Here is a 20,700-nt window from a genome sequence, read left to right on the forward strand (position 1 = left end):
GCCCGCGTTCAGGAAGCGGTCGCGGGCTCAGCCACGGCGGCCGCGGGACCGGGCACCGGGGCCACGGCGGCCGGGCGCTCGCGCATCGACAGCAGCAGGCGCAGCACGGCGATCCACATCAGGGACGAGCCGAGCATGTGGAGTCCGACCAGGATCTCGGGCACGTCGTTGAAGTACTGCACGTAGCCGACGAAGCCCTGCGCCAGCAGCACCACCAGCAGGTCACGAGAGCGTGCCCGGGTGTCGGCGGGTGCGTCGACGACGCGCAGGGCGAACCACATCGCGACGGCCAGGGCGCAGACGACCCAGGCGGCGATCGCGTGGACGTGGGCGGCCGCGCTCCAGTCCCAGGGCATCCGCGGTACGTCGCTGCTGTCCCCGGCGTGCTTGCCCGAGCCGGTCACCGTGGTGCCGAGCGCGATCAGGGCGACCGTGGTGGCGACGATCGCCCAGGAGAGCTGCCGTACCGGCTTCGGGGCGCGCGGGCGCCGGGCGCCGTCACCCTCGCCGATCCGTACCCAGGTGACGACGGTCACCGTGAGCAGGCAGTTGGCCAGCAGGAAGTGCCCGGCCACCGACCACGGGTTGAGGCCCGCCCAGACCGTGATCCCGCCGATGACGGCGTTCCCCATCACGAGCCAGAACTGCGACCAGGCCAGGCGGGTGAGGCCGCGCCGCCGGGGCTTCAGGGAACGCGCCGCGATGATCGCCCAGCCGACCGCCGCGCACAGGACGTACGTGAGCATCCGGTTGCCGAACTCGATGGCGCCGTGCAGGCCCTGCTCCGGCGTGGCGAAGAGGCTGTCGTCGGTGCACTTGGGCCAGGTGTCGCAGCCCAGGCCCGAACCGGTCAGCCGGACCGCGCCGCCGGTGATGATGATGAAGACGCTCATCACGACCGCGGCGAGCGCGGCACGCCTGGCCGTCTTCACCGACGGGGTCCAGCGCCTGGCGATGTAGGAGAGGGGGGTTTCCACGCGAACCATCGTAGGCAACGGCTTGTGCATGTTTTCACGAGGGGGTGGGTCATTCCCGGATGAGCCGGGACATCAGCTGTGTGCCACCGGGCGCTCACTCCCAGCGGAAGAAGCGCGCCGCCGCACCCAGCCCCAGGACCGCCCAGACGGCGAGGACGGCCGCGTCGCCCCAGGGCATCGCGGCGCCGTGCTGCAGGACGTCCCTCAGGCCGTCCGAGAGCGCCGAGATCGGGAGCAGGCCCAGGACCGACTGCGCGGCGTCCGGGAACCTGTCGAGCGGCACGATGACCCCGCCGCCGACCAGCAGCAGCAGGAAGACCAGATTGGCCGCCGCCAGCGTCGCCTCGGCCTTGAGCGTCCCCGCCATCAGCAGCCCGAGCCCGGAGAAGGCCACGGTGCCCAGCAGCAGGAGCAGCAGCACGGAGAGGGGGTTGCCGAGGGGCGACCAGCCCAGGGCGAAGGCGATCACGGTGAGCAGGACGACCTGCAGCACCTCCGTGACCAGCACCGAGAGCGTCTTCGCCGTCATCAGGCCCCAGCGTGGCAGGGGCGAGGCGCCCAGCCGCTTCAGCACCCCGTAGCGCCGCTCGAAACCGGTCGCGATGGCCTGCCCCGTGAACGCCGTGGACATCACCGCGAGCGCCAGGACGCCGGGCGCCAGGAAGTCGACCGGCTCACCCGCGCCCGTGTCGACGATGTCGACCGCGCCGAACAGCACGAGCAGCAGCGTCGGGATGACCACCGTCAGCAGCAACTGCTCACCGTTGCGCAGGAGCATCCGCGTCTCCAGCGCGGCCTGCGCGGCGATCATGCGCGGCAGCGGGGCGGCGCCGGGGCGGGGGGTGTACGTACCGGCGCTCATGCGCGCAGCTCCTTGCCGGTCAGTTCCAGGAAGACGTCCTCGAGGGTGTGCCGCTCCACCGCGATGCCGTCCGGCATCACGCCGTGCTGGGCGCACCAGGAGGTGACGGTCGCCAGCAGCTCCGGGTCGATCTGCCCGGTGATGCGGTACGCACCGGTGGTGAGCTCCGCCGCCTCGCTTCCGTCGGGCAGGGCCTTCAGCAGCGAGCCGAGGTCCAGGCCGGGGCGGCCGGTGAAGCGCAGGGTGTTCTCGGCGCCGCCGCGGCACAGCTGCTCGGGGCTGCCCTGGGCGATGACCCGGCCCGCGTCGATGACGGCGACGTCGTCGGCGAGCTCCTCGGCCTCGTCCATGAAGTGGGTGGTGAGGACGACCGACACCCCGTCGCCGCGCAGCTCCCTGACCAGGTCCCAGGTCGAGCGGCGCGCCTGCGGGTCGAGGCCCGCCGTCGGCTCGTCCAGGAAGACCAGCTCGGGGCGGCCGACGACGGCCATCGCCAGCGCGAGGCGCTGCTGCTGGCCGCCGGAGAGCCGGCGGTAGGCGGTGCGGCCGCAGCTGCCGAGGCCGAGGCGCTCGACGAGGGCGTCGACGTCCAGCGGGTGGGCGTGGAGCTTCGCCGTGTGGCGCAGCATCTCGTCGGCGCGGGCACCCGGGTAGACGCCCCCGGACTGCAGCATCACGCCGACGCGGGGGCGCAGCGCCACGGAGTCCGCGACCGGGTCCAGGCCCAGGACGCGTACGGTCCCCCCGTCCGGCCGGCGGTAGCCCTCACAGGTCTCGATCGTGGTGGTCTTGCCGGCGCCGTTGGGGCCGAGGACCGCGGTCACCGTGCCCGCCCGGACGTCGAGGCCGAGGCCGTCCACCGCGGTCTTCGCCCCGTACCGCTTCACCAGGCCGCGGACCTCGACGACCAGCTCGCTCTTCATGCCGGAGAGTCTAGGCAGCCGCCGAGCGGCCCGGTGGCGCGGGTCCGGCGGCGGCGAGCTCTCGCCGATGTCATCACGGCGGCGTGACCGAACCGCTGTGAAGTCCGTCGGCGCTTCCCCGTTTCGGGGCACGGCACACCGTCGGATTCCGGCGACCTGCCGTCCTGGCGCCCGTGGGCGGCCCTACCCCGTCGGCCCCGGTGCGCTCCATGATCATCCCCGAGCTCGAGCGGCTGCTGCGCCCCCCACTTCTCCGCGGTCATCGGTGAGGACGGCACCGTCTCCTACCCCTCACGCACGCCTCCGGCGAACTGGCCAAGGGCGCCGAGCAGGAGATGAAACTGACGTTCGACACCTCGGGCGCCACTCCGGGCACCGTGCTCACCGCGACCCTCCTCGTCGCGTCGGACAGCGGCCGGGCGCCCGTCGTCGAGATTCCGGTGAAGATCGTCGTCCCGGCCTACCAGGCGCCGCTCGACACCGGCGCCACCGGTTCGGTGAAGGACCTGCTCGGCGATGCCCGGGCCCCGACCGGGCGTACGCGGCCGGTTCGTACCGGCTGCCGGCGATCCACGGCGCGTCGCTGGTGAACTCGATCAGGGTCTCCCAGCGGCCGGACCTGACCGCCTGACCCACCCCGGGGGCTCGACGCACCGGACGGATCGGCCCGCCCGGCATCCGCCGGGCGGGCCGATCCGCTGAGCCGAAATGATCGTTTCCGCAGGCCAGCTTAGGTATGCCTAAGTGATGAACCCCATCGGCCCATGATCGAGGGGCGGGTTGTCAGGCCCCGAGGAATTAAGCAACAATGGCGTTGTGAAATACGTGGGCGAGGCACCCCAGGAGGAACTCGCGACCGGTGAGCGCTCGACGCGCAACCGGGTCGCGCGCTCCATCCTGGACCACGGCCCGTCCACCGCCGCCGACCTCGCGAAGCGCGTCGGCCTCACCCAGGCGGCCGTGCGCAGGCACCTGGACGCACTCGTCTCCGACGGCGTCGTCGAACCCCGTGAGCAGCGGGTCTACGGCGCCCGGACCCGGGGTCGCCCGGCGAAGGTCTTCGCCCTCACCGACTGCGGCAGGGACGCGTTCGACCAGTCCTACGACAAGCTCGCCGCCGACGCACTGCGCTGGATCGCCGACACGGCGGGGGACGAGGCGCTCGTCGCCTTCGCCCGCGCACGGATGGCCGCCCAGTCCGAGACGTACCGCGCCGTCATCGAGGCCGCGGACCCCGAAGCGCGCACCGAGGCGCTGGCCAAGGCCTTGTCCGCCGACGGGTACGCTGCTACGGCGCGTAGCGCACCGGGCTCCCAGCAGGGCGAACAGCTCTGCCAGCACCACTGCCCGGTCGCCCACGTCGCCGAAAAGTTCCCGCAGCTGTGCGAGGCGGAGACGGAATTCTTCTCCAGCCTGCTCGGGACCCATGTGCAGCGTCTCGCCACCCTCGCCCACGGCGACGGGGTGTGCACGACGTTCGTTCCGCGCAGCAGCCCCACAGCACCACAGACTTCACAGACCACCCACTCAGTATCTGCAAGTACGGCCGGGAGGAACCCCGCATGACGCTCCCTACGGAGACTGCCCACCCTGAGCTCGATGGCCTGGGCACGTACGAATTCGGCTGGGCCGACTCCGACGCGGCAGGCGCGGCGGCGAAGCGCGGCCTGTCCGAAGCTGTCGTCCGCGACATCTCGGAGAAGAAGAACGAGCCGGAGTGGATGCTCAAGCTCCGTCTCAAGGGCCTGAAGCTGTTCGGCAAGAAGCCCATGCCGAACTGGGGCTCCGACCTGTCGGGCATCGACTTCGACAACATCAAGTACTTCGTGCGGTCCACGGAGAAGCAGGCGGAGTCCTGGGAGGACCTGCCCGAGGACATCAAGAACACGTACGACAAGCTCGGCATCCCCGAGGCGGAGAAGCAGCGCCTGGTCGCCGGTGTCGCCGCGCAGTACGAGTCCGAGGTGGTCTACCACCAGATCAACGAGGAGCTCGAGTCGCAGGGTGTCATCTTCATGGACACCGACACCGCGCTCAAGGAGCACCCGGAGCTCTTCAAGGAGTACTTCGGGACCGTCATCCCCGTCGGTGACAACAAGTTCGCCTCGCTGAACTCCGCCGTGTGGTCCGGCGGCTCCTTCATCTACGTGCCGAAGGGCGTGCACGTCGAGATCCCGCTCCAGGCCTACTTCCGTATCAACACGGAGAACATGGGCCAGTTCGAGCGGACGCTGATCATCGTCGACGAGGACGCCTACGTCCACTACGTCGAGGGCTGCACCGCGCCGATCTACTCCTCGGACTCGCTGCACTCCGCGGTCGTCGAGATCATCGTGAAGAAGGGCGGCCGCTGCCGCTACACGACCATCCAGAACTGGTCGAACAACGTCTACAACCTGGTCACCAAGCGCGCCGTGGCGTACGAGGGCGCGACCATGGAGTGGGTCGACGGCAACATCGGCTCCAAGGTCACCATGAAGTACCCGGCCGTCTACCTGATGGGCGAGCACGCCAAGGGCGAGACCCTGTCCATCGCCTTCGCGGGCGAGGGCCAGCACCAGGACGCCGGCGCCAAGATGGTCCACATGGCACCGAACACCTCCTCCAACATCGTCTCCAAGTCGGTGGCGCGAGGCGGCGGCCGTACCTCCTACCGCGGTCTCATCGAGATCGGTGAGGGTGCCCCGGGCGCCAAGTCCAACGTGCTGTGCGACGCACTGCTCGTGGACACCATCTCCCGCTCCGACACCTACCCCTACGTCGACGTCCGTGAGGACGACGTGTCGATGGGTCACGAGGCGACCGTCTCCAAGGTCTCCGAGGACCAGCTCTTCTACCTCATGAGCCGCGGCATGACCGAGTTCGAGGCCATGGCGATGATCGTGCGCGGCTTCGTCGAGCCGATCGCCAAGGAGCTGCCCATGGAGTACGCCCTGGAGCTCAACCGGCTGATCGAGCTGCAGATGGAGGGTTCGGTCGGCTAGCAGCCCCACCGACCGAGTCCCCCTGACATTTGACTGAGAAAGCGAGCACTACGACAGCCATGGCTGAGGCTCAGAACTCCCCGGTGGGCTCCACCACCGCCGGATCCATCGCGGTGGCGGCCGAGTCCACCGTCGCCACGCGCATGAGCGCGCCCCCGTCCTTCGACGTCGCGGACTTCCCGGTCCCGCACGGCCGTGAGGAGGAGTGGCGGTTCACGCCGCTGGAGCGCCTGCGCGGCCTGCACGACGGCACCGCCGTCGCCACCGGTGACGGTGTCAAGGTCGTCGTCGACGCGCCCGAGGGCGTCACGGTCGAGAGTGTCGGCCGCGACGACGCACGGCTCGGCAAGGCGGGCACCCCGGTGGACCGTGTCGCCGCCCAGGCGTACTCGGCCTTCCGGCAGGCCTCGGTCGTCACGGTCGCCAAGGAGGCCGTGCTCACCGAGCCGGTCCGGATCACCGTGCACGGCGAGGGCGGCGTGGCCTACGGCCACCAGGTCATCGAGCTGGAAGCCTTCGCCGAGGCCGTCGTCGTCATCGACCACACCGGCGACGCCGTGCTCGCGGCCAACGTCGAGTACGTCCTGGGCGACGGCGCGAAGCTGACCGTCGTCTCCGTCCAGGACTGGGACGACACGGCCGTCCACGTCGGCCAGCACAACGCGCTGGTCGGCCGGGACGCCACCTTCAAGTCGATCATCGTGACGTTCGGCGGGGACCTCGTCCGTCTCCACCCGCGGGTCGCCTACGCCGCCCCCGGCGGCGAGGCCGAGCTCTTCGGTCTGTACTTCACCGACAAGGGCCAGCACCAGGAGCACCGACTCCTGGTCGACCACAACACCCCGCACTGCAAGTCCAACGCGGTGTACAAGGGTGCGCTCCAGGGCGACGACGCCCACGCCGTGTGGATCGGCGACGTGCTCATCCAGGCCGCCGCCGAGGGCACCGACACCTACGAGATGAACCGCAACCTGGTTCTCACCGACGGTGCCCGTGTCGACTCGGTGCCGAACCTGGAGATCGAGACCGGCGAGATCGTCGGCGCCGGCCACGCCTCGGCGACCGGCCGCTTCGACGACGAGCAGCTGTTCTACCTGCAGTCCCGCGGAATCCCCGCCGAGGAGGCCCGCAGGCTCGTCGTGCGCGGCTTCTTCGCCGAGCTGGTCCAGCAGATCGGCCTGCCCGACGTCGAGGAGAGGCTCCTCGACAAGATCGAGGCCGAGCTGAAGGCGTCGGTCTGAGATGGCCTTCGTCAAAGCCTGTGCGCTGAGCGAGCTGGAGGACGACACCCCCAAGAGGGTGGAGCTCGACGGCACGCCGGTATCCGTCGTCCGCACCGAGGGCGAGGTGTTCGCGATCAACGACATCTGCTCGCACGCGAACGTCTCGCTGTCGGAGGGCGAGGTGGATGACTGCGCGATCGAGTGCTGGCTGCACGGATCGAGCTTCGACCTCCGCACCGGCAAGCCGTCCGGTCTTCCCGCGACGCGCCCCGTCCCCGTATACCCCGTAAAGATCGAAGGGGACGATGTGCTCGTCTCCGTCACCCAGGAGTCCTGAGTCACCCATGGCAACGCTTGAAATCCGCGACCTGCACGTCTCCGTCGAGGCCGACAACGCCACGAAGGAGATCCTCAAGGGCGTCGACCTGACCGTGAAGCAGGGCGAGACCCACGCCATCATGGGCCCGAACGGGTCCGGCAAGTCCACTCTCGCCTACTCGCTCGCGGGTCACCCCAAGTACACGATCACGAGTGGCACGGTGACCCTGGACGGCGAGGACGTCCTGGAGATGTCCGTCGACGAGCGGGCCCGCGCCGGCCTGTTCCTCGCCATGCAGTACCCGGTCGAGATCCCCGGCGTCTCGGTCTCCAACTTCCTGCGCACCTCCGCCACCGCCGTCCGCGGCGAGGCCCCCAAGCTGCGAACGTGGGTGAAGGAGGTCAAGGAGACGATGGCACAGCTCCAGATGGACCCGTCCTTCGCCGAGCGCAACGTCAACGAGGGCTTCTCCGGCGGTGAGAAGAAGCGCCACGAGATCCTCCAGCTGGAGCTCCTCAAGCCGAAGATCGCCGTCCTCGACGAGACCGACTCCGGCCTGGACGTCGACGCCCTGCGCGTCGTCTCCGAGGGCGTCAACCGGGTCCGCGAGGGCGGCGAGGTCGGTACCCTGCTGATCACGCACTACACGCGGATCCTCCGCTACATCAAGCCCGACTTCGTCCACGTGTTCGCCAACGGCCGCATCGCCGAGTCCGGCGGCGCCGAACTCGCCGACAAGCTGGAGAACGAAGGCTACGAGGCATATGCGAAGGGTGGCGCTTCCGCGTGACTGACGCCCGACAGGGGCTCTCCGGCCTCCTCGACACCGAGGCGATCCGCAAGGACTTCCCGATCCTGGACCGCACGGTCCACGACGGCAAGAAGATCGTGTACCTGGACAGCGCCGCGACCTCGCAGAAGCCGCGCCAGGTGCTCGACGCTCTCAGTGAGTACTACGAGCGGCACAACGCCAACGTCCACCGCGGTGTGTACACCATCGCGGAGGAGGCCACCGCGCTGTACGAAGGCGCTCGCGACAAGGTCGCCGCCTTCATCAACGCACCCAGCCGCAACGAGGTGATCTTCACCAAGAACGCCTCGGAGTCGCTCAACCTCGTCGCGAACATGCTCGGCTGGGCGGATGAGCCCTATCGGGTGGACAGTGACACCGAGATCGTCACCACGGAGATGGAGCACCACTCCAACATCGTGCCGTGGCAGCTGCTCTCGCAGCGCACCGGCGCGAAGCTGAAGTGGTTCGGCATCACGGACGACGGCCGTCTCGACCTGTCCGACATCGACGAGATCATCACGGAGAAGACGAAGATCGTCTCCTTCACCCTGGTCTCCAACATCATGGGCACCCAGAACCCGGTCGAGGCGATCGTCCGGCGCGCCCAGCAGGTCGGCGCGCTGGTCTGCATCGACGCCTCGCAGGCCGCCCCGCACATGGTGCTCGACGTGCAGGCGCTGCAGGCCGACTTCGTGGCCTTCACCGGCCACAAGATGGTCGGCCCGACGGGCATCGGCGTGCTCTGGGGACGGCAGGAGCTCCTGGAGGACCTCCCGCCCTTCCTCGGCGGTGGCGAGATGATCGAGACGGTGTCGATGCACTCCTCGACCTACGCCCCCGCCCCGCACAAGTTCGAGGCGGGTACACCCCCGATCGCGCAGGCCGTCGGCCTCGGCGCGGCCGTGGACTACCTCTCCTCGATCGGCATGGAGAACATCCACCGCCATGAGCAGGCCATCACCGAGTACGCGGTGAGGCGGCTCCTGGAGGTCCCTGATCTGAGGATCATCGGCCCGGCGACGGCCGTGGACCGCGGTGCGACGATCTCCTTCACGCTCGGCGACATCCACCCCCACGACGTGGGGCAGGTGCTCGACGAGCAGGGCATCGCCGTCCGGGTCGGACACCACTGCGCACGACCGGTCTGCCTGCGGTACGGAATTCCTGCGACGACGCGAGCGTCGTTCTACCTGTACTCCACGCCCGCCGAGGTCGACGCCCTGGTGGACGGCCTTGAGCACGTGCGGAACTTTTTCGGTTAGACGGCAGAGGGTTGACTGGTGAAGCTTGATTCCATGTACCAGGAAGTGATCCTGGACCACTACAAGCACCCCCACGGGCGTGGCCTGCGGGACGGCGACGCCGAGGTGCACCACGTCAACCCGACGTGCGGCGACGAGATCACGCTCCGCGTGAAGTACGACGGCGACACCATCGCCGACGTCAGTTACGAGGGCCAGGGCTGCTCCATCAGCCAGGCCAGCGCCTCCGTGCTCAACGAGCTGCTGGTCGGCAAGCGGCTCGGTGAGGCGCAGAAGATCCAGGAGTCCTTCCTGGAACTGATGCAGTCCAAGGGTCAGCTGGAGCCGGACGACGCGATGGAGGAGGTGCTGGAGGACGCGGTCGCGTTCGCCGGCGTCTCCAAGTACCCGGCCCGGGTCAAGTGCGCGCTGCTGAGCTGGATGGCGTGGAAGGACGCGACGGCGCAGGCGCTGTCCGAAGGGAAGACCGCATGAGCGAGAACGAGACTCTCACGACCAAGCCGGCCTCCGAGGAGGAGGTCCGCGAGGCGCTGTACGACGTGGTCGACCCCGAGCTGGGGATCGACGTCGTCAACCTGGGCCTGATCTACGGCATCCACATCGACGACGCGAACATCGCGACGCTCGACATGACGCTGACGTCCGCGGCCTGTCCGCTGACCGACGTCATCGAGGACCAGGCGAAGTCCGCCACCGACGGCATCGTCAACGAGCTGCGGATCAACTGGGTCTGGATGCCGCCGTGGGGTCCGGACAAGATCACCGACGACGGCCGCGAGCAGCTTCGCGCGCTCGGCTTCAACGTCTGATCCACGACGTCACGGACGGCCCCCGGCACATGCCGGGGGCCGTCGTGCGCGCCCGTGCGGACCTGGGACGTCGCCTCGAAGCTCGGGGTGAGCAAGGAGATCGACATCGAGCGCGCCGCCCGGGTCGGTGACACCATTGCGCCCGGCTCGACGAGCACCGCGTACGTCGGCTTCCGCGCACCCCTCGTTCCGCCGAAGTCGGGTGGCAAGGCGCTGATCGTGCCCAACTTCGACAGGATCGTGAGCAGCGGGACGAAGGCCGCCTTCGGCACGCCGATCGAGCTCGACCTCGGCGGGCTGACCATCCGGGACATCCGCGGGAACGCCGCGAACCAGTATCTGAGCTGACCGCGAACGGCCCCCGGAGCCCGTGAGGGGCCGGGGGCCGGGCCGGTCAGCGGTGCATGCCGCCGTACGGGGGGACACCCTGAGGCGGCATGTGCTGCTGCGGTACACCCGCGGCCTCGGCGAGGGCCGGGCCCAGGTCCTCCGTGCGCATCCGGCGGTCGACGTAGAGCAGGCCGGTCACCAGCTGCGGGAACGTCGTGGAGATGATCTGGCTCACCAGCTGGCCCAGCATGGTCGCGACCAGGTAGCCGCTCATCGCGACCATCACCGCGGCCGCGCTGGGGTCCTCGTCCATCGACGCGGTACCGATCATGCCGGGAAAGATGCCGAGCACCGAGAACGGTATCTGGATGACGTAGCCGGCCACACCCGCCATCAGCGCGGCCAGCAGGGTGATGCCGAAGATCCGCCACCAGTCGCCCCGCACCAGCTGGGACGAGCGGCGCAGGGCGGCGATCGGGCCGCGGCCCTCGAAGACCACGGCCGCCGGCGCCAGACAGACCTTGATCCAGAGCCAGACGGCCAGCGGGCCCGTGATCAGCGCGCCGACGATGCCCAGCGTCAGGGCGATGCCGCCCCCGCCGTCCGTGGTGAGGATGCTGATGATCACCCCGACGAAGGCGGCCAGAACGCCCCGCTCAGCACGTCCCCCAGCCTCAGCGGGGCGAGCGGTATCACCCCCGGCTTCGGCGGCGGCACCCAGCCGCCCCACCCCGGAGGCCCCCCGTAAGGACTTCCGCCGTACGACGCGCCCCCGTAGGCGCCCCCGCCCCACCCTGCGTCCTGCGTCACCACTGCTCCGTCGTTCGTATCGTCCGGTTGTCATCCGGTCCTACCTGTGCGGACACCGTAGCGCCCCGCGCCACCCCGGGACTCCGGCCCGGCCGGTCAGGGTGACGCCCCGGTCCCGACAGGGGCGTCGGCCGGTTGTGTACGCCCGTACACAACGTTGTGTACGCTTGTACGCATGGGATACGGAATGCTGGCCGCAGCCATCGCGGCGGAGGTGGCCGGGACGACGGCCATGAAGTACAGCGAAGGTTTCACCCGGCTGTGGCCCTCGCTCGTCACCGTCGTGGGTTACGTCCTGGCCTTCGCGCTCCTCGCCCAGACCCTCAAGACCCTGTCGATCGGCACCGCCTACGCGATCTGGGCAGGGGCGGGCACCGCGGCCGTCGCCGCCATCGGGATCCTCTGGATGGGTGAATCCGCGAACCTCGTCAAGCTGGCGGGCATCGCGCTGGTCATCGCGGGGGTCGTGGTCCTCAATCTCGGGGGGTCCCACTGATGGTCCGCAGGTACGACCCCGAGCGGCGCGAGCGCATCATCGAGGCGGCCATCCGGGTCGTCGCGGCCCAGGGCATGGCAGGGCTCAGCCACCGCAGGGTGGCGGCCGAGGCCGATGTGCCGCTGGGGTCGACGACGTATCACTTCGCGTCGCTCGACGAGCTGATGGTCGCGGCCCTGCGCCGGTGCAACGACAACTTCGCCCGGACGGTGCGGGAGAGCGCGTACCTCGCGGATCCGGATGTCCCGCTCGCCGACGAGCTGACGCGACTGCTGGAGGAGTGGTTCTCCGGGGAGCGCGGACCGATGGAGCTCGAGTACGAGCTCTACCTGGCGGCGCTGCGCCGGCCCGCCCTGCGGCCGGTGGCCGCGGAGTGGGCCGACGGCCTCGTCGGCCTCCTCGTCCGGCGCACCGACCCGGCCACCGCCCGCGCGCTCGTCGCGCTGTTGGACGGCATCAGCCTCCAGGTCCTGCTCACCGGGGGGGACTTCGACCCGGAGTACACCAGGGAGATGCTCGCCAGGGTCGCCGAGGGTGCCCGCCGCTGAGCCGGGTGGTCAGGGCCGGTCCCGGCGTACGGCGTCCAGCGCCGCCCCCACGCTCGCCTCGATGTCCGTGACCGGGTACAGCGCCTCGACGACGGTCCGGTCCCGGTCGACCACCAGCGTCAGCCGCTTCAGCCGGCTGACGCCCGCCGCGCGGAACGTCGGCAGCCGCAGCGCCGCCGTGAGCGCCAGCCCCGCGTCGGAGAGCAGCGGGAAGCGCAGCCCCTCCTTCTCGGCGAACGCCCGCTGCTCGTCGGGTCGCTGGGTGGACACGCCGTGCACGGTCGCACCCGCCTCGGTGAAGTCGGCCAGCCGGTCGCGGTAGGTGCACGATTCGAGGGTGCAGCCGCGGGCGCCCGGGATCGCGGCCCACCCCGGCGGGTAGGCGTCGCCCCGCGCGTACGCACCGGGGAAGCAGTACAGGACGGTGTACGGGGTGCCGGCGACGGGATCGCGTGAGGCGCCCCCGTCGTCCAGCAGCTCCAGCGCGGGGAGTCGGGTGCCCACCAGGGCCCGCACCCGTGCCGCCTCCCTGGAGTCCTGCGCGGTGGTCGCCATGGTCTCTCCCTCTCCCAGTACCCAGGCGTCGCCCCAGTCCTGAAGTGCGATCAGCACCGGCAGCAGGGCGCGGCCGCGCGGGGTGAGGCGGTACTCATGGCGGACCGGGCGGTCCTGGTAGGGCTGCCGGACCAGCACCCCCGACTCCGTCAGCAACCGCAGGCGCTCGGTGAGCACCTTCCGGGACACGCCCAGCTCCTGCTGGAGGGCGTCGAAGCGGTGCACGCCGCGCGCGGTGTCACGCACGATCAGCAGCGTCCACCAGTCGCCCACCACGTCGAGGGCCTGGGCGATCGCGCAGTCGGCGTCGGACAGGCTGGTGCGTTGCGCCATGGCGTGCGCCTCCTTGCTCGGTTGGCCCGAGGATGCCAGGCTGCCCTAGTCGGTTCCCAAAGGGAACTCACTCTCCGGGGGGCGAGATGAACATGGTGCGCGGGGTGCCGAGAACGGTCCGTCTCCTGGCGTTCGGCGCCTTCCTCAACGCCGTCGTCAGCTTCACCTTCGTCTACCTCTTCGTCTACCTCACCGGACCGCGCGGCCTCTCCGTCTCCCAGGCGGGGGTGATCAGCGGCATCGGCGGTATCGGCCTGGTCGCGGGCAACTTCACCGGCGGCTGGTTCGGGGACCGGTACGGCCACCGGCGGACGCTCCTGACCGGTGCCTGCGTGAGCGGCGCCGCGCTCCTCACCCTCCCCGTCCTGCCCCTGTCCGCCCTCTACGCGGTGCTGCCGCTGGCCCAGTACGCCTCGGGAGCCGTCCGCGCGGCCAACGCCGCCCTCGTCGCTGTCTCCGTCCCCGAGGGCGGGCGCCGGCAGAGCTTCGCCCTCACCCGCTTCGCGTCCAACGGCGGCTTCACCGTCGGGCCGCCGCTCGGCGCGCTGATCGCCGCCGCATGGTCCTACGACTGGCTCTTCCTCGCCGACGGGCTGGGCACCCTGCTCTTCGCCGGCTACGGGGCCGCGATCCTGCCGGCCCGAGGCGCCGGCCGCACCGTGCGTGCACGCGACCCGCGGGCACCGGGTCTGTGGCACGAACTCCGGGCCAGGCCCGCGGTGCCGGTCCTTCTCGCCGCGATCGTCTGCGTCGACCTGGTCTACCGCCAGCAGTACTCCACGCTGCCCGTCTTCCTCGCGGACCACGGCCACGGCACCCAGTTCTACGGCTGGCTGATCGCCGTCAACGGGGGTGTCATCCTCTGCCTCGAACTCCCCGTCGCGCACGCGCTGCGCGAGAGGGCAGCCCTGCCCGTCGTCGGAACCGGGCTCCTCCTTGTGGGACTCGGCTACGCGGTCCTGATCCCGGGGGCGGGGGCGCTGTTCGCCGTGACGATGATGGTGTCGCTGACCATGGGCGAGATCCTCTACAAGACCACGGCCACCGCCTACGTCGCCGACGAGGCCCCCACCCACGCGCAGGGGCGGTTCCAGAGCCTGTACGCGGGTGCGTCGATCAGTGGCCAGGTCCTCGCCCCGCCCCTGGGCGGCGCGCTGTACGCCGCCTCACCCGCCCTGCTCTGGCCGCTCTGCGCGGCCCTCGCGTGCGGCGCGGGCGTGGCGGTGCTGGCGTCACGGAGGCTGGGCGGGTCCTCGTCGCGGCCTCTGCGGGGCGGACGGCCCGCAGAGGCCCCGGAGCCCGCCGGGCCCGGACACGCTCCGGCAGCTGAGACCGGTTCGCCCGCGCGGGGCTCGGCCGGTTAGGTTCTGTTCATGACCGACACGACTTCCCAGGGCTCCGCCCGCACCACCGGCGCCGTCGCCGCCGGCCTCGCCACCATCGCCGGTGACGGTACCGTCCTCGACACCTGGTTTCCCGCCCCCGAGCTCACCGCCGAGCCCGGCCCGGCCGGTACGCAGCGCCTGAGCGCCGACGAGGCGGTGAACCGGCTCGGTGAGGGCGCGGCCAGGGCCGTCGGCGTGGACGCACGCCGCGGTGTGGAGGTGGTCGCCGTGTCCACGGTCATCTCCTCGCTGGACGACAAGCCGCTCGACGCGCACGACGCCTACCTGCGTCTGCACCTGCTCTCCCACCGCCTGGTCCAGCCCCACGGGCAGAACCTCGACGGCGTCTTCGGCCTCCTCGCCAACGTCGCCTGGACCTCGCTGGGCCCGGTGGCCGTCGACGACCTGGAGAAGGTCCGGCTCAAGGCTCGCGCCGAGGGCCTGCACCTCCAGGTCACCTCGGTGGACAAGTTCCCCCGGATGACGGACTACGTCGCCCCCAAGGGCGTGCGCATCGCCGACGCCGACCGGGTCCGGCTCGGTGCCCACCTGGCCTCCGGCACGACCGTGATGCACGAGGGCTTCGTCAACTTCAACGCCGGCACCCTCGGCACGTCCATGGTCGAGGGCCGCATCTCCGCGGGTGTCGTCGTCGGCGACGGCTCCGACATCGGTGGCGGCGCGTCCACCATGGGCACGCTCTCCGGCGGCGGCAAGGAGCGCATCGTCATCGGGCAGCGCTGCCTGATCGGCGCGGAGGCCGGCGTCGGCATCGCGCTCGGCGACGAGTGCGTCGTCGAGGCCGGGCTCTACGTCACGGCCGGCACCCGGGTCACGATGCCGGACGGACAGGTCGTCAAGGCCCGGGAGCTCTCCGGGGCCTCGAACATCCTCTTCCGCCGCAACTCGGTCTCCGGTGCCGTCGAGGCCCGCCCGAACAACGCGGTCTGGGACGGGCTCAACGACGTCCTGCACAGTAACGACTAGCCGGTAGCGGCGAGGAGTTCCTCGTACAGCCCACGCAGCCCGTCGGTCGCCTCGCGGCCGGCGGGCTGCAGCGGTTCGCGGACCGGTCCGGCGTCCAGCAACGCCTTCGCGGTGACCGTGCCGGGCAGGCCGGCGGACATCATCGCCTCCACCAGCCCGACGGTGAGCCCGTTGAGGCGGGCGGCCTCCGCCGTGTCACCGGCGTCGAAGGCGTCCAGCGCCGCCCGCATCTGACGCGGGGCCACGTTCGCGACCGTACTGACGTAGCCGCTCCCGCCGAGGGCGTACAGCGGGAGGTTCAGCTCCTCGCAGCCCGAGTAGTACGCCAGCGAGGTCCGCGCCATCACCTTGGTGGCGGCGAGCAGGTCGTAGGAACAGTCCTTGACCGCCAGGACACGCGGGTGCTCCGCCAGGCGGAGCAGCGTCGCCGGCTCGATCCTCGTGCCCGTGCGGCCCGGGATGTCGTACAGCATCAGGCCGAGGCCCGTCGCCTCCGCGACCCGGAGGAAGTGCGCCTCCACCGCCGACTGCGGGGGACGGCTGTAGTACGGCGTCACCACCAGCAGGCCGTCGGCGCCCGCGGCCTCGGCCTCCCGGGCCAGCCGTACCGTGTGGCGGGTGTCGGAACTCCCGACCCCCGCGACGAGCGGGACCGAAGCGCCCACCGCCTCCCGGACCGCCCGCAGCAGCGCTGTCTTCTCCTCGTCCGTCGTGGTCGGCGACTCGCCTGTGGTCCCGCTGAGCACGAGGCCGTCGCAGCCGTCCGCGACGAGGGAGGCGGCATGGCGGCGCGCGGCCCCCAGGTCCAGGTCACCGTCGGCCGTGAACGGCGTGATCATGGCGCAGAGGGCGCGGCCGAAGGGCCCGGCCGTGGGGAGTGTCATCCCAGCAGTCTCGGCCTCCTGCCCGTGCCGGTCCACTTAGACCTGCTTGGGGTGAGGGGCAAGAGACGCTGAACGGTGCCCGGCACCGTCTGGCATGATCGAACAGAGAGGCGACGGGACGTTCCAGGGGTGGGGTATCAGGCATGCGCATACGCGGGGCGGTCCCGGCTGCCGTGACCACGGCAGCCGTACTGGCTCTCTCCGGCTGTTCCGGCTTCCTGGTCCCCGCGGGGGAGGGTGAGCCGGCGCCGGGCGCCACCGCCGACGCCCGGGCGGCCTCCGCACCACCCGTGCCGGGCCCCGCGTCCACGACGGACGCGCCCGCACAGGGCGCTCCCACCCCCGCCGAGTCGACGGGCGCGTGCCCCGCGTCCGGCGTGAGCGTGGACATGGGCCCCGTCCAGACCGTGATGTTCCACCGCGCCGTCACGCTCACGCTCACCAACTGCGGGAAGCGGCCCTACCGCGTCCACGGTTACCCGTCCGTCCGCGCCCTGGGGGACGACGGTGAGCGCATCCCCGTCCCCGTCAACGCGGGCGGTTCGGTCTTCGGCAACGACGAAGGGCCCGAGGAGACCGTGCTGAAGCCCGGAGCGCGGGTCACCTCGACGCTGGCCTGGGTCTCCACCCAGGAGGGCGGGGACCTCATCGAGGGGGACGCACTGGAGATCTCCGCGGCCCCGGACACCGGTGCGCGGGTCTTCCCGCTGGAGGGCCACGACATACGGCTGATGGACGAGCTGAACACGACGGCCTGGCGGACGGGCGAGGACGGATGACCGGCTCCGGCGCCGGGCGCACCTGAGCTACGGGGACGGCGGCCGGAGGCGAGCCCGGGAGCGCGCGCCGGCCCCGACGCCGACGGACCGACACCGTGTTCGGGGAAGCGGGCGCGGGACGACGGACGGCGTCGACCGCCGCCGCTCCCCGGCCTCCTGCCGGACCTGGGGCAGAACCGGGAGGGACGGGACGAAATGCGTCTACGCTGGAGCCGCGGCCCAGGCCCCGAACGCACCGGGCCGGCCCTCTGAACACCGCCCCGCGCACGCCCCGAGGAGACCCCCTGATGTCCGCAGAGCGCCCCTCCCTGCCGCCGGTGCGGCTGCACACCGAGGCCGAGCTGGCACGGGACGCGCTGGCCGCTCCGCTGCTCGCCCGTGCCGCCCGTCTCGCCCGCTGGGCGGGGCCCGGGACCCGGGTCGGCGCCGGCGGTGAACTCGTCGACGCGCAACTGCCCGCGGCCGCCCAGCACCTCGGGCTCACCGACGACGAGGACGGTGCCGCGTCCGCCAGCGAGGCGTGGCGCCTCGCGGTCGACACCGGCCTGGTCGACGTCGAGGACCCCCAGGACGCGGAGGAGTCCGAGGACCACGACGCGGAGGGCACCGTCACCGTCGGCGAGAACCTGGCCCTGCTGACCTCCGGCTCTCCCGCGGACGTCCTCGCGATCTGGCTCGACGGCCTGGAGGCCGTGCACGCGGACGCGACCGCCCCGGCCTTCGACGACTTCGCCGACCTCATCATGGAGGACGGCAGCGTCGACTTCGACGCCCTGGACTGGGATCCGGAGTCGGAGGCCGAATTCCTCGACGGGGTGCTCGGCAACCTCTACCTGCTGACCCTCTCGGAGGCGGGACCCGCCGGCGCCCCCGTGCCGCTGCCCGCGCTCGCCGCGTCCGTCGTGGTGCCCGAGGACATGGACGAGCCCACCGACGACATCCTGGAAGAGGTGTCGGAGGCCATGATGCGGCTGGACGACCAGTTCCGGGTGCTCGAACCCATCGGGATCGTCGAGTACCGGCCGGTGGACGAGTCGTTGCTCTCCGAGGAGGGCGAGGAGGCGACGCCTCCCGACGACGACGAGGACGTCACCCGCTACGGCATGGTGAGGCTGACCCCCCTCGGCCTGTACGGAATCCGGGAGCGGATGCTGGAGGCCGGCGTGGACGCGCCCGCCGTCGGCGACCTCGCCGACAAGGGGGCGGACGTCCTCCTCGACGGCATCGCCCACTACCCCGAGGAGGCCGCGCGCACCGAGGTCGGGCTGTGGCTCGGCCGGCGTGGGGCGGACGGGGCGGAGACGGCCGCCGTCGAGCTCCTGGCCGCGGCTCGCGGCGCCGACCGGCGCGCCCCGCTGCGCAGGCTCCACTGCCAGCAGGCCCTCGCCCTGGTCGGGCCCGAGGCCGAGCCCGCGGTGCGCGCGGTGCTCGGTGACCCCGAGCTCGGCGGGCTGGCACGGGTCTGGCTCGCGGAGCGCGGCGCGGCGGACGTGCCGGCCCCGCCGGAGACGATGATCTTCTGGCTCGCCGTGGACACCATCGCCGCACAACTGGACGCCGACGGCGACCTGGACGAGCTCCAGGAGCTGGTCGAGGGGCTCTCCGGACAGCACAGCGGCTTCTTCGAGCAGGCATGGAGGGTCGAGCACCCCGCGACGGAGGAGGTGCTCGAGGCCGTGGGCCGGCTGCACCGGGACCGGAAGATCGCGAAGGACGCCCGCAAGGCGGCCTTCAAGGCCCGGTCACGCGCGAAGGGCTGAGCGGCGGAATCTTTTCGGCCACTCCGGCCGGGGGGAGCCGTGCGGATGACCGGGTTTGTCATCAAACACCACACGGCTTGAGACGAGGGCCCGCTGGACGTCGCACGTCGTTCAGCTCCTGTTGGTGCGGGGGAGGGAGCGTGATCACGCCAACCCACCCGGCCACGCACCACCAGGAGCCCGCGATGTCGATCAGCCGCAGGGAATTCAGCAGACAGTCCGCCCTCACCGGTGCCGGTATAGCCCTGACCGGTGCCGTCGGCACCCTGGCCACCGCACCCGGCGCTCTGGCGGCCGACGACGCGCGACACGGCCACGGGAACGGGCACGGCGACCACGGGCACGGCCACGGGCACGGCCACGGCAAGGAGCTGGGCTACGGCCCCCTGCTCCCCGACCCGAAGGGCATCCTCGCCCTGCCCGCCGGATTCTCCTACCGCATCATCACCCACAGCGGTGTGACCAAGCTGGAGACGGGCGAGACGACCCCCTCCAACCACGACGGCACCGCCGCCTTCGAGGGCGCCCGCGGTGTCACCCTCCTCGTCAACAACCACGAGCTGAGCGGTACCCGGGCCGGCTGGGAGCACCCCGTGCCGCTCACCGAGGGCCTCGTCTACGACCCGGTCGCGGCCGGCGGCTGCACGGTCGTGGAGACCCGCCGCGACGGACGCACCGCCGAGTGGGTCGGCATCGCGGGCACGTCGACCAACTGCGCGGGCGGCAGCACCGCGTGGGGCACCTGGCTCACCTGCGAGGAGACCGAGGACAAGGCCGGCAAGAACGGACTCCTCAAGGACCACGGCTACGTCTTCGAGGTCGACCCGTACGACAAGCGCGCCAACCGCGACCCGCGCCCGATCAAGGCGTTCGGGCGGTACGCCCACGAGGCCGTCGTCATCGACCCGAAGCAGGGCCACGCCTACCTGACCGAGGACGCGTCCGGCCCCAACGGCCTGCTCTACCGCTGGGTCCCGCCGCACGGCTTCCGGCACGGCCGCGGCAAGCTGCGCACCCTCGCCGACGACGCCGGTGTCCTCCAGGCCACGAAGTGCTTCGACAGGAACGGCACGTTCGTCGACGACCTGTCCCGCGCCACGAAGCTGGGCACGGTCTACGGCGTGGACTGGGTGGACGTGCCCGACCGGGACGCGAGGACCGTCTCCGTCCGCAAGCAGTTCACCGAGGGCCAGGTCACCCGTGCCCGCAAGCTCGAGGGCATGTGGTGGGGTGACGGCGGCGCCTACATCGTCTCCTCGTTCGCCCGTGACGAGAGCCCCGTCGCGCACGACGGCCAGGTCTGGTTCTACGACCCCAAGCGCCGCACGCTGACCCTGAAGGTGCTCCTCGGCGTCAACGCCGACCCGTCCGTGGACGGCGCCTTCGACGGCCCCGACAACATCACCGTCTCGCCCTACGGCGGTCTGGTCATCGCGGAGGACGGCGACGGCATCCAGCACCTCTTCGGTGCCACGGACAGCGGCCGCACCTACCCGATCGCGCGCAACGAGCTGAACGGCGGCACGGAGGAGGACCCCTCCTACAGCGAATTCACCGGTGTCACCTTCTCGCCGGACGGAAAGACGCTGTTCGCCAACATCCAGACCCCGGGCATCATGCTCGCCATCACGGGTCCGTGGAAGCGTCAGTCCGACAAGCACTGACACCTTCCGGGCGCGGC

Annotated in this window: 22 protein-coding genes and 1 pseudogene; 17 read left to right on the top strand and 6 right to left on the bottom strand. The window is 71.2% G+C overall.

Annotated features, from left to right (window positions below):
* Positions 1-8 precede the first annotated feature (8 nt).
* From B9S57_RS04860 to B9S57_RS04870, 3 genes are all read right to left on the bottom strand, one after another.
* Positions 9-986, bottom strand: a complete 978-nt coding sequence (locus B9S57_RS04860; protein WP_103514273.1) for a heme A synthase — start codon at positions 984-986, stop codon at positions 9-11.
* 85 nt (positions 987-1,071) lie between these two features.
* Entirely contained in the window at positions 1,072-1,839 is a 768-nt protein-coding gene (locus B9S57_RS04865; RefSeq protein WP_103514274.1) for an ABC transporter permease, read from the bottom strand.
* On the bottom strand, positions 1,836-2,762 hold the full coding sequence (locus tag B9S57_RS04870) for an ABC transporter ATP-binding protein (protein ID WP_103514275.1): 927 nt from the start codon (positions 2,760-2,762) through the stop codon (positions 1,836-1,838). The genes B9S57_RS04865 and B9S57_RS04870 overlap by 4 nt, the downstream gene beginning before the upstream one ends.
* Before the next feature lie 335 nt (positions 2,763-3,097).
* On the opposite strand from B9S57_RS04870, the gene B9S57_RS04875 reads away from it, so the two are divergent.
* From B9S57_RS04875 to B9S57_RS04920, 10 genes and pseudogenes are all read left to right on the top strand, one after another.
* Complete coding sequence (locus tag B9S57_RS04875) at positions 3,098-3,352, top strand: hypothetical protein (RefSeq protein ID WP_103514276.1); 255 nt, start codon at positions 3,098-3,100, stop codon at positions 3,350-3,352.
* Between the two features lie 226 nt (positions 3,353-3,578).
* Positions 3,579-4,328 (top strand): metalloregulator ArsR/SmtB family transcription factor, encoded by a 750-nt coding sequence (locus B9S57_RS04880; RefSeq protein WP_103514277.1) that lies wholly within the window; start codon positions 3,579-3,581, stop codon positions 4,326-4,328.
* On the top strand, positions 4,325-5,746 hold the full coding sequence (gene sufB / locus B9S57_RS04885; protein ID WP_103514278.1) for a Fe-S cluster assembly protein SufB: 1,422 nt from the start codon (positions 4,325-4,327) through the stop codon (positions 5,744-5,746). Before B9S57_RS04880 ends, sufB begins: the two co-directional genes overlap by 4 nt.
* Positions 5,747-5,805: 59 nt before the next feature.
* Entirely contained in the window at positions 5,806-6,987 is a 1,182-nt protein-coding gene (gene sufD, locus B9S57_RS04890; protein ID WP_103514279.1) for a Fe-S cluster assembly protein SufD, read from the top strand.
* A gap of 1 nt (position 6,988) precedes the next feature.
* Complete coding sequence (locus B9S57_RS04895; protein WP_103514280.1) at positions 6,989-7,306, top strand: non-heme iron oxygenase ferredoxin subunit; 318 nt, start codon at positions 6,989-6,991, stop codon at positions 7,304-7,306.
* 7 nt (positions 7,307-7,313) lie between these two features.
* On the top strand, positions 7,314-8,078 hold the full coding sequence (sufC, locus tag B9S57_RS04900; RefSeq protein WP_103514281.1) for a Fe-S cluster assembly ATPase SufC: 765 nt from the start codon (positions 7,314-7,316) through the stop codon (positions 8,076-8,078).
* A complete protein-coding gene (locus tag B9S57_RS04905; protein WP_103514282.1) occupies positions 8,075-9,343 on the top strand; it encodes a cysteine desulfurase in 1,269 nt (422 codons plus the stop codon). The genes sufC and B9S57_RS04905 overlap by 4 nt, the downstream gene beginning before the upstream one ends.
* Positions 9,344-9,361: 18 nt before the next feature.
* Positions 9,362-9,817: a Fe-S cluster assembly sulfur transfer protein SufU gene (sufU, locus tag B9S57_RS04910; protein ID WP_103514283.1), complete on the top strand. Its 456-nt coding sequence runs from the start codon at positions 9,362-9,364 to the stop codon at positions 9,815-9,817.
* Positions 9,814-10,152, top strand: coding sequence for a metal-sulfur cluster assembly factor (locus B9S57_RS04915; protein ID WP_014156915.1), 339 nt, complete (start codon positions 9,814-9,816; stop codon positions 10,150-10,152). The genes sufU and B9S57_RS04915 overlap by 4 nt, the downstream gene beginning before the upstream one ends.
* 33 nt (positions 10,153-10,185) lie before the next feature.
* Positions 10,186-10,494 (top strand): annotated as a pseudogene (locus B9S57_RS04920) (hypothetical protein); the annotation flags it as partial.
* A 52-nt stretch (positions 10,495-10,546) separates the two neighbouring features.
* Here B9S57_RS04920 and B9S57_RS04925 read toward each other — a convergent pair.
* Entirely contained in the window at positions 10,547-11,110 is a 564-nt protein-coding gene (locus tag B9S57_RS04925) for a hypothetical protein (RefSeq protein WP_258036223.1), read from the bottom strand.
* Between the two features lie 357 nt (positions 11,111-11,467).
* Between B9S57_RS04925 and B9S57_RS04930 the strand changes: the two genes are divergently transcribed.
* A complete protein-coding gene (locus B9S57_RS04930) occupies positions 11,468-11,788 on the top strand; it encodes a multidrug efflux SMR transporter (protein WP_103514284.1) in 321 nt (106 codons plus the stop codon).
* Positions 11,788-12,336, top strand: coding sequence for a TetR/AcrR family transcriptional regulator (locus tag B9S57_RS04935; RefSeq protein ID WP_103514285.1), 549 nt, complete (start codon positions 11,788-11,790; stop codon positions 12,334-12,336). Before B9S57_RS04930 ends, B9S57_RS04935 begins: the two co-directional genes overlap by 1 nt.
* Positions 12,337-12,345: 9 nt before the next feature.
* On the opposite strand, the gene B9S57_RS04940 is transcribed toward B9S57_RS04935, so the two are convergent.
* Complete coding sequence (locus tag B9S57_RS04940; protein ID WP_103514286.1) at positions 12,346-13,224, bottom strand: winged helix-turn-helix transcriptional regulator; 879 nt, start codon at positions 13,222-13,224, stop codon at positions 12,346-12,348.
* Positions 13,225-13,310: 86 nt separating this feature from the next.
* Between B9S57_RS04940 and B9S57_RS04945 the strand changes: the two genes are divergently transcribed.
* Both B9S57_RS04945 and dapD read left to right on the top strand, forming a co-directional pair.
* On the top strand, positions 13,311-14,588 hold the full coding sequence (locus B9S57_RS04945) for an MFS transporter (RefSeq protein ID WP_103514287.1): 1,278 nt from the start codon (positions 13,311-13,313) through the stop codon (positions 14,586-14,588).
* A gap of 9 nt (positions 14,589-14,597) precedes the next feature.
* Entirely contained in the window at positions 14,598-15,596 is a 999-nt protein-coding gene (gene dapD, locus B9S57_RS04950) for a 2,3,4,5-tetrahydropyridine-2,6-dicarboxylate N-succinyltransferase (RefSeq protein ID WP_103514288.1), read from the top strand.
* On the opposite strand, the gene dapA is transcribed toward dapD, so the two are convergent.
* Entirely contained in the window at positions 15,593-16,480 is an 888-nt protein-coding gene (gene dapA, locus B9S57_RS04955) for a 4-hydroxy-tetrahydrodipicolinate synthase (protein WP_103514289.1), read from the bottom strand. The genes dapD and dapA overlap by 4 nt on opposite strands.
* A gap of 143 nt (positions 16,481-16,623) precedes the next feature.
* Here dapA and B9S57_RS04960 point away from each other — a divergent pair, with 143 nt between their 5' ends.
* From B9S57_RS04960 to B9S57_RS04970, 3 genes are all read left to right on the top strand, one after another.
* Positions 16,624-17,259 (top strand): DUF4232 domain-containing protein, encoded by a 636-nt coding sequence (locus B9S57_RS04960; RefSeq protein ID WP_103514290.1) that lies wholly within the window; start codon positions 16,624-16,626, stop codon positions 17,257-17,259.
* Positions 17,260-17,546: 287 nt separating this feature from the next.
* Positions 17,547-19,019 (top strand): hypothetical protein, encoded by a 1,473-nt coding sequence (locus tag B9S57_RS04965; RefSeq protein ID WP_103514291.1) that lies wholly within the window; start codon positions 17,547-17,549, stop codon positions 19,017-19,019.
* A gap of 185 nt (positions 19,020-19,204) precedes the next feature.
* The gene (locus tag B9S57_RS04970) at positions 19,205-20,683 is read left to right on the top strand and encodes an alkaline phosphatase PhoX (RefSeq protein ID WP_103514292.1); all 1,479 of its coding nucleotides are present in this window, start codon (positions 19,205-19,207) and stop codon (positions 20,681-20,683) included.
* Positions 20,684-20,700: the final 17 nt, after the last annotated feature.

The organism is Streptomyces sp. SM10 (assembly GCF_002910915.1).
GTDB lineage: Bacteria > Actinomycetota > Actinomycetes > Streptomycetales > Streptomycetaceae > Streptomyces.